The 7,993-nt window shown below is 39.7% G+C and carries 5 protein-coding genes; 4 read left to right on the top strand and 1 reads right to left on the bottom strand.

What is annotated here, in order from left to right; all coding sequences use genetic code 11:
- Positions 1 to 302 precede the first annotated feature (302 nt).
- Positions 303 to 941 (top strand): hypothetical protein, encoded by a 639-nt coding sequence (locus FGQ66_RS13395; protein ID WP_005877839.1) that lies wholly within the window; start codon positions 303 to 305, stop codon positions 939 to 941.
- An 81-nt stretch (positions 942 to 1,022) separates the two neighbouring features.
- Here FGQ66_RS13395 and helD read toward each other — a convergent pair whose 3' ends face one another.
- Positions 1,023 to 3,299 carry an RNA polymerase recycling motor HelD gene (helD, locus tag FGQ66_RS13390; RefSeq protein ID WP_138302588.1) on the bottom strand — a complete coding sequence of 759 codons (2,277 nt, stop codon included), beginning with the start codon at positions 3,297 to 3,299 and terminating at the stop codon, positions 1,023 to 1,025.
- A gap of 200 nt (positions 3,300 to 3,499) precedes the next feature.
- Between helD and FGQ66_RS13385 the strand changes: the two genes are divergently transcribed.
- The 3 genes from FGQ66_RS13385 to thrS all read left to right on the top strand — a co-directional run bounded on the left by FGQ66_RS13385 (position 3,500) and on the right by thrS (position 7,853).
- Positions 3,500 to 5,284, top strand: a complete 1,785-nt coding sequence (locus FGQ66_RS13385) for a heavy metal translocating P-type ATPase (protein WP_081134726.1) — start codon at positions 3,500 to 3,502, stop codon at positions 5,282 to 5,284.
- Positions 5,285 to 5,407: 123 nt separating this feature from the next.
- A complete protein-coding gene (gene thmT / locus FGQ66_RS13380) occupies positions 5,408 to 5,587 on the top strand; it encodes a 2-hydroxymuconate tautomerase (RefSeq protein WP_002287649.1) in 180 nt (59 codons plus the stop codon).
- A 325-nt stretch (positions 5,588 to 5,912) separates the two neighbouring features.
- Positions 5,913 to 7,853: a threonine--tRNA ligase gene (gene thrS, locus FGQ66_RS13370; RefSeq protein ID WP_130095987.1), complete on the top strand. Its 1,941-nt coding sequence runs from the start codon at positions 5,913 to 5,915 to the stop codon at positions 7,851 to 7,853.
- The last annotated feature ends 140 nt before the right edge of the window (positions 7,854 to 7,993 follow it).

The raw sequence follows: 7,993 nt of genomic DNA, 5'->3' as shown, positions 1-7,993 counted from the left end.
CAACTATACGCTTAAAAGAGCGTTAGAGGGTAATTTCATCCGTCGATGAATTTACCCTCTAATCTTAGTATGTTTTTTATGTAAAAGAGCAGATGTGACGTAAAAAAAAATGAAACACATAAGTATAAAAGAGAAGTCTTATATTTTTGCTCAAGGAGGAGCGAACATATAGCATAACGCAACTTTCTGTCGTAATTTCGTATGATTTATTTTCTATTCTTTTTAGTCCTGTGTTATTATTATGTTATAAGTATTATTTGAAAAAATGATACATAGTAATGTGGATGTAGGCGGGGAAGAGTATGGAAGCAAAAATTAGTTTAGAGCCTTTTGAACGTATTTTAAGCGGTTACCAGAAAATCGAAGAACTAGCTGTGAATGTAGCAGATTGTTCGAAATTGGCACAGAAATATGCACGTTATGGGGTAGAAGGCTACCGCTTAGGGAACTATGTCGGAACTGGGTATCTCAATCGTTATCTAGAGTGTATGGTGGATCGTGCACCCATGTTGATATACAAAAGAAATTATTTGATTCCTCTGCTTTTTCGACGTTCAGATTCTGCTTATCAATTATTTGAAGAGGATTATCGAATGGAAGCTTTTTTCCGGTTATTGGAATGGAGCCTTAAACATCAACCGGGGAAAATCTTGATCGAAAAAAATGAAAAGTATGATTTAAAAAAAGCAAAGGTGATCGATAGTGCCTATCTAGCTTTTAGAGTATCGGAGATTCTTGACAGTGGCGGTTACCCCCTCAGTAATTTTCAGACGCTTGAGCAATTCATCGAATGGAATCGAATTTATCGCTTGATTGATAATGGTGGAATCGGTCGTCATAGTAAGCTGTTTGATCCTGAATATCCTGAAAACATGGAAGAGTTGCGAATGATCATCTCTTTAGTTAAATTAAAATATCCGGACACCGAACTCGTGGTTTGATTTCTGTGCTCCTAAAAACCAAATAGAGGAGGTTGGGACAGAAGTGTTTTTTACTTTTGTCCCATGCTCCATTTATTCTGCTTATAAGTTTATTTTAGTGTAAAGCGCAGAGGGCATCGTTTCGATCAGAGGGCTAGTTTCAGATGTCATCACGTACAATTCATGCATTGCACGGGTACACATCGTATAAAGGACTAACTTGTCTTGGCTTGAGAAAAAGTTTTCTTGATCGATATTCCAGAGATATACACGATCAAATTCTAATCCTTTCGCTAAGAAAGCAGGCAATAAAACGATTTGTCGTTTCATGAAGTCTGTTTCATTTGAGATCAATTGGATCTTTTCTTTTAGGATACTCGGTAGTTGCTCATAGAGCTGTTCACATTCAGCTTGCGTTTTTCCAATGATCGCCGTGCGCCAATAACGTGTTTTTTCTTGTGCTTGCTCAAGTGAGTCAGACAGCCAATTTAAGCGAGCCTCTAAGGAAGTGCCTTCCACAATGACTGGGAGCTCTCCTTTGCGAGCAGTTGTTTCCACATGGTCTTCTTTTGACAAAAAGTGATTAGCAAAATCAGTGATTTCTTTTGTCGAACGGTAACTCGTCGTTAATTGGAAATGAGTGACTTCCTGCTCTTTGAATAATTGGTCAAGTGAACCTGTAATCGTTTCATTCCCAAAAACATTTTGATTCAAATCACCACAAAATGTCAAATTCGCTTTCGGATAAACCGCCTGTAAAAGAGCCACCTGTGCAGGAGCGAAATCTTGCATTTCATCAATGAAGATATAGCGTGCTTTTTGTGTGGCGGAGACAGGATAAACTTTGCGCATCAACAAGAAGAATAAGACAGCATCTTCTTGCTGCAAGTAACGTTGACGCAGATTTTCTTTTAGTCGCATTGCATGTTCTTGCCACATTTGCGGACTGATGTGATTCTTTGCCAAAACTATTTCTGGAATTGTTTGGATAAAATGCAGGTATTGTTTCGTAATATTGACGAATTGATAATTCATGATTCCGCGATAGATACGGCGTAATCGTTTTTTGACGATTTGATTTGCTAGTTTTTTACGTAAAGAGCGTTCTTTTTGCTCGGTGTATTCTAGATTAGGATCAGTCGCATATAACTCTTGTAATTGTTCTTCTGCCAGATCTTTGACCCATTGTTGACGGGTTTCGTCTTTTTGTAATCCACCCAATTTTTTTAATAATTTTGTTTGTAAGAGCGAAATACGTTGATGTAATGGCAGCAGTTCATTGGTTTCTTGGTACCAGGTGCGGATCGATTCTTTTGACAAAATAGTACGTCCATTGATTTTCATGTCACGAAACAGGGGACCGTAATTTGTGATTGTTTCGATATACGCATCAATATGATCAATCAATGTCAAACCGCTTTTTAACGTTTTGACTGGATCTTTGTCACCAGATAAAAAGCCAGCTTCCTGCTGGTCTTCTTCCAGCAACGTGAATTCTGGAACGAGTTGTTCCAAATAGCTTTTGAATGTTTGCGTAGGAACGCCGCTTTCACCTAAAGAAGGCAAGACGGTCGAGATATAATCTGAAAAAAGATGGTTTGGTGAAAACAATAGCACATTTTCAGCTTCAAGCCATTTTCGATTATGGTAAAGTAAAAAAGCAATGCGCTGTAGTAAAGCAGATGTTTTCCCGCTACCGGCGATACCTTCGATCAACATGACTTTGCTCTGTGTATCACGAATGATGGCATTTTGTGCCTTTTGGATGGTGGAAACGATGTTTTTCATATGTGCGCTTGATGCATCATCTAAAATCTCTAGTAAGAAATCATCATTAATCACTTCAGATGTATCGACCATCGAAACGATTTTCCCATCTACGATCTTGAATTGGCGTTTCAATAATAAATCAACATTGATCTTCTCAGTATCGGTTTCATAAAAGGCAGGACCGATTTCTCCTTCATAATAAAGGTTTGCGATAGGCGCACGCCAATCGATCACGATCGTTTCTTCTGCGAGGTCTCGTAATGAAGCAATCCCTAAATAAAGTGTTTCAGCTTCACTTTCTTCTTTAAAGTCAATACGTGCAAAATAAGGGTTTTCTTTCATTACCGCTAGGGTTTGCAGACGTTTTTGCTGTGCTTCGAGTGTATGGTATTTTAAAAGCAGTTCTTGCTCGTGTTGGCGGTATTCAACAGCTGACTCATAAAAAGATTCATTTGAACCGGCACGGATCTTATGGGTAGCAGTCTCTTTCGTGGAATCATTCATTTCCTGTGTGAGCGTTTGTTGTTTATTGTCCAGCAGCTTTTGTTCAAGTTGGATCAAGTGAGTCGTTTCATCCACATGCTGTTGTTCTAGTTGTCTTTCATTCATTTCTTTATGTGCTCCTTCCGCCGTAAATAACGAATTAAAAGTATAGCACAAAAGCTGAAAAAAAGGTACCTTTGTCCATTGATTAACAGAAGTTGTTTTTGATAATAGAGGATGAGAGTGATAGTTATTTTCATTTAAGAGTAAATAATTCACAAAGTTATGAGGAATCGGTATTCTATACTCTATAGAGGAGTGAGAACATGGCACATTTTAAGAAATTTTTATTAACTGTTTCTATAGGTATTATTGCGCTGATCAGTGAATTTATTTTTAAACAACCGCAGATTGCCTACCTTATCATTGCAGTCACTGGAGGCTTTTTAGCATTTTTTATGTTTCTTGAAATGATAAAGACCCTACGTTCTGGCAAATACGGTGTCGACATCTTAGCAATTACAGCAATTGTCGCCACATTGATCGTAAGGGAATATTGGGCAAGTCTGATGATCTTAGTCATGCTGACTGGTGGAGATAGCTTGGAAGACTATGCCAATAAAAAGGCAAGTAAAGAACTACAATCTTTATTAGATCGTACTCCTCGCACGGCACATAAACTGGAGGATGGAAAACTAAAAGAAATTGCTGTTGATTCGATCGAAATCAATGACATTATCGTAGTCAAGCCAGGAGAAATCGTTCCGGCAGACGGAAGAGTAGTAAAAGGAGAATCTCAATTTGACGAATCCTCACTGACTGGTGAGGCGAAACCAATCACTAAAGTCGTCGGCGATGAATTGATGTCCGGATCAGTCAATGGGAATGACTCGATCCAGATGCAGATCGAAAAAAGAGCAGCTGACAGTCAGTATCAACTGATCATAAAATTAGTGGAAGAATCAAAAGAAAAGCCGGCTCACTTTGTTCGATTGGCAGACCGCTATGCAGTTCCGTTTACACTGATAGCCTATTTGATTGGTGGGATATCATGGTGGTTAAGCAAAGATCCGTTGCGTTTTGCAGAGGTGTTAGTGGTAGCCTCCCCTTGTCCATTGATCTTAGCAGCACCAATTGCGCTAGTCGCAGGAATGAGCCGTTCTAGTAAAAATGGGATCGTTGTGAAGACTGGGACGACTATTGAAAAGTTAGCACGTACCAAAACAGTTGCTTTTGATAAAACGGGGACGATCACAAAAGGCTTCCTTGAAGTCGCTGAGATCCACCCAGAGCCAGCCATTACAGAAGATGATTTGTTGATCTATGCTGCAAGTGCCGAGCAGGAATCAGGGCATATTTTGGCGCGCTCCTTACTAAAAAATGTGCCTCACAATCAATTGTTAGCTGTAAGTGATTTGAAGGAAATCACAGGCCAAGGGATACAGGCGCTTGTAGCCGATCATCAAGTGAAAATCGGGAGAGCTTCATTTGTTGGCACCAATGAAATTCAGACAACGAAAACAGCGATCTATGTTGCTATTAACGGTCAATTTGCAGGCACGATCCTTTTTTCAGATACCCTTCGTCCAGAAGCAAAAGAAACGATTCAAGAATTAAAGAAACTTGGTATTTCCGATCTCATGATGATCACAGGAGATGGGCAGGCAATCGCCGAATCAATCGCAGCAGAAGTAGGTCTGACTTCTATCCATGCACGTTGTTTGCCACAAGACAAGCTGAAGATCTTGGAACAAATCCCTGAAAAAGATCGGCCCGTTACGATGGTGGGAGATGGCGTCAATGATGCACCTGCTCTAGCCATCGCAGATGTTGGGATAGCAATGGGTGCTCATGGATCGACAGCTGCTAGTGAAAGTGCTGACGCAGTCATATTGAAAGATGATCTAACGAAAGTCACGACAGCAGTAATGATTTCGAAAAGAACGATGCAAGTTGCCAAGCAATCGGTATTGATCGGTATCTTTATCTGTGTCTTTTTGATGCTCGTTGCAAGTATGGGTGTGATCCCAGCTTTATTTGGTGCAGTACTCCAAGAAGTGGTCGATACGGTATCGATCCTTAGTGCATTAAGAGCGAGAAGTGACAGATGAAGTGATAGATAAAGTATAGAAAATTCTTTTCACTTCCTTTGTTTTGCGGTATTATCAAGTGGTAGAAAATCTGTTTGAAACAAATGATACAGTTTCAAGACCAATCATAAGGGAGACGATACAATGCCATTCGTACACGTAGAATTAGTAGAAGGACGTAGTCCAGAACAACTTGAAAATATGATGAAAGATATCACGGAAGCAGTCCACAAAAATACGCAAGCGCCAAAAGAGCACATCCATGTCATCATCAATGAAATGAAAAAAGGAACATATGGCGTAAATGGTGAATGGAAAAAATAAGTCATGTACTTACTTGATTTTTCTTTTTATTAGTGGTTAAATAAACACATAGTTGATTGATGAGAAAGCCAACTGAATTTGAGAGTCTTCGATAAGAGAGGAAAAGCTAGGCTGAAACTTTTCCAGAAGAAAACCAAAGGATGACCACTTTCGAAACCTTTGTCGAAACAAAGGCGGTCGTACCGTTATAACGCTTAAGGAACGTATTGACGTTCGAAATTAGGTGGAACCACGAATCTTTCGTCCTAGTATCTTGTTTATGAGATGCTAGGACTTTTTTGTTGGAGTTCTCGATCAATCAAAAATCTAAGGGAGGCTATTTATTATGATAAAGATCACTTTTCCAGATGGCGCAGTCAAAGAATTTGAGGCTGGCAGTACTACTGCTGAAATCGCCGAAAGTATTTCAAAAAGTTTAGCTAAAAAAGCTTTTGCTGGTAAAGTCAACGGACAGTTGGTTGACTTGAATCGCGGGATTGAAGAAGACGCAACAATCGAGATCGTTACACCAGACCACGAAGATGCACTATCTTTAGTCCGTCACTCTGCAGCACATTTGATGGCTCAAGCAATGCGTCGTTTATATCCAAATATTCATTTTGGTGTAGGACCTGCAATCGATTCAGGCTTTTATTACGACACAGATAACGGAGAAAACCAAATCAGTGTAGAAGATCTTCCAGCAATCGAAGCTGAAATGATGAAGATCGTGAAAGAAAATCTGCCTATCGAACGACGTGTCCTTTCAAAACAAGAAGCGTTGGATATTTTTGCAAGTGACCCATACAAAGTTGAATTGATCAGTGAATTACCAGAAAATGAAGTAATCACTGCATACCAACAAGGTGAATTCATCGACCTATGCCGTGGACCACATGTTCCTTCAACTGGACGTATCCAAGTATTCAAATTGCTATCAGTTGCTGGTGCATATTGGCGCGGAAATTCAAATAATCACATGATGCAACGTGTGTATGGAACAGCATTCTTTGATAAAAAAGAACTAAAAGAATTCATCCGCCTTCGTGAAGAAGCAAAAGAAAGAGATCACCGTAAACTAGGAAAAGAATTAGATTTATTCATGGTTTCGCCAGAAGTAGGATCAGGCTTACCTTTCTGGTTGCCAAAAGGCGCAACGATCCGCCGTACGATTGAACGCTATATCGTTGATAAAGAAGTCAGCTTAGGCTATCAACACGTCTACACACCGATCATGGGGGATGTAGAACTGTATAAGACATCTGGACACTGGGATCATTACCAAGAAGATATGTTCCCACCAATGGATATGGGTGACGGTGAAATGCTCGTTCTTCGCCCGATGAATTGCCCTCACCACATGATGGTCTACAAAAACGCGATCCATTCCTATCGTGAATTACCAATTCGTATCGCTGAACTTGGAATGATGCACCGTTATGAAAAATCAGGTGCTTTGTCAGGATTGCAACGTGTCCGTGAAATGACGTTGAATGATGGGCATACATTTGTAAGACCAGATCAAATCAAAGACGAATTCAAACGTACGCTTGAGTTGATGGTTGCTGTTTATGCAGACTTCAATATCACAGACTACCGTTTCCGTTTGAGTTACCGTGACCCAAATAATACACACAAATATTTTGATGATGATGCAATGTGGGAAAAAGCACAAGTAATGCTTAAAGCCGCAATGGACGAATTAGAACTTGATTATTTTGAAGCAGAAGGAGAAGCTGCTTTCTACGGACCAAAACTAGACGTTCAAGTCAAAACAGCACTAGGTACAGAAGAAACATTATCAACGATCCAATTAGACTTCTTGTTGCCTGAACGTTTTGAATTGACTTACGTAGGAGAAGATGGTGAAAATACCCATCGTCCAGTGGTTATCCACCGAGGAATCGTTTCAACGATGGAACGTTTTGTTGCTTATTTAACAGAAGTATACAAAGGAGCTTTCCCAACTTGGTTGGCACCGATCCAAGCAACGATCATTCCTGTTTCAGTGGATGCACACAGCGACTATGCTTATGAAATCAAAGAACGCCTTCAAATGAAAGGCTTGCGAGTAGAAGTAGACGACCGTAATGAAAAAATGGGGTATAAGATTCGTGCTTCTCAAACACAAAAAGTCCCTTACCAATTGGTTGTAGGAGATAAAGAAGTAGAGGATGCAACAGTAAATATCCGTAAATACGGTAGTAAAGAAACATCCGTAGAAGATCTGAACATCTTTGTAGATGCAATTGTTGCGGAAGTACAAAACTATAGTCGTGAAGGCTAATCAAATAGTAGACACAAAAAACAGCAGAGAAGACGATTTGTCTTACTCTGCTGTTTTTTTCCACTAGCGACCACAAGGAATATTTAGACAAAAACTAAAGAAATTTTATACATTGCTGTGCCGCTCAAAAGGCTTAGATA

It is taken from the genome of Enterococcus sp. BSD2780061688st2 D3, assembly GCF_005844145.1.
GTDB lineage: Bacteria > Bacillota > Bacilli > Lactobacillales > Enterococcaceae > Enterococcus_B > Enterococcus_B durans.
The sequence above is the reverse complement of the archived record's forward strand: the minus strand, read 5'-3'. Positions and strand labels throughout refer to the sequence as shown.

What these genes read in the sequence shown, in the direction of transcription:
- FGQ66_RS13395 (WP_005877839.1), top strand. Translation starts at nt 303, where the DNA reads ATGGAAGCAAAAATTAGTTTAGAGCCTTTTGAACGTATTTTAAGCGGT.
- helD (WP_138302588.1), bottom strand. Translation starts at nt 3,299, where the DNA reads ATGAATGAAAGACAACTAGAACAACAGCATGTGGATGAAACGACTCAC.
- FGQ66_RS13385 (WP_081134726.1), top strand. Translation starts at nt 3,500, where the DNA reads ATGGCACATTTTAAGAAATTTTTATTAACTGTTTCTATAGGTATTATT.
- thmT (WP_002287649.1), top strand. Translation starts at nt 5,408, where the DNA reads ATGCCATTCGTACACGTAGAATTAGTAGAAGGACGTAGTCCAGAACAA.
- thrS (WP_130095987.1), top strand. Translation starts at nt 5,913, where the DNA reads ATGATAAAGATCACTTTTCCAGATGGCGCAGTCAAAGAATTTGAGGCT.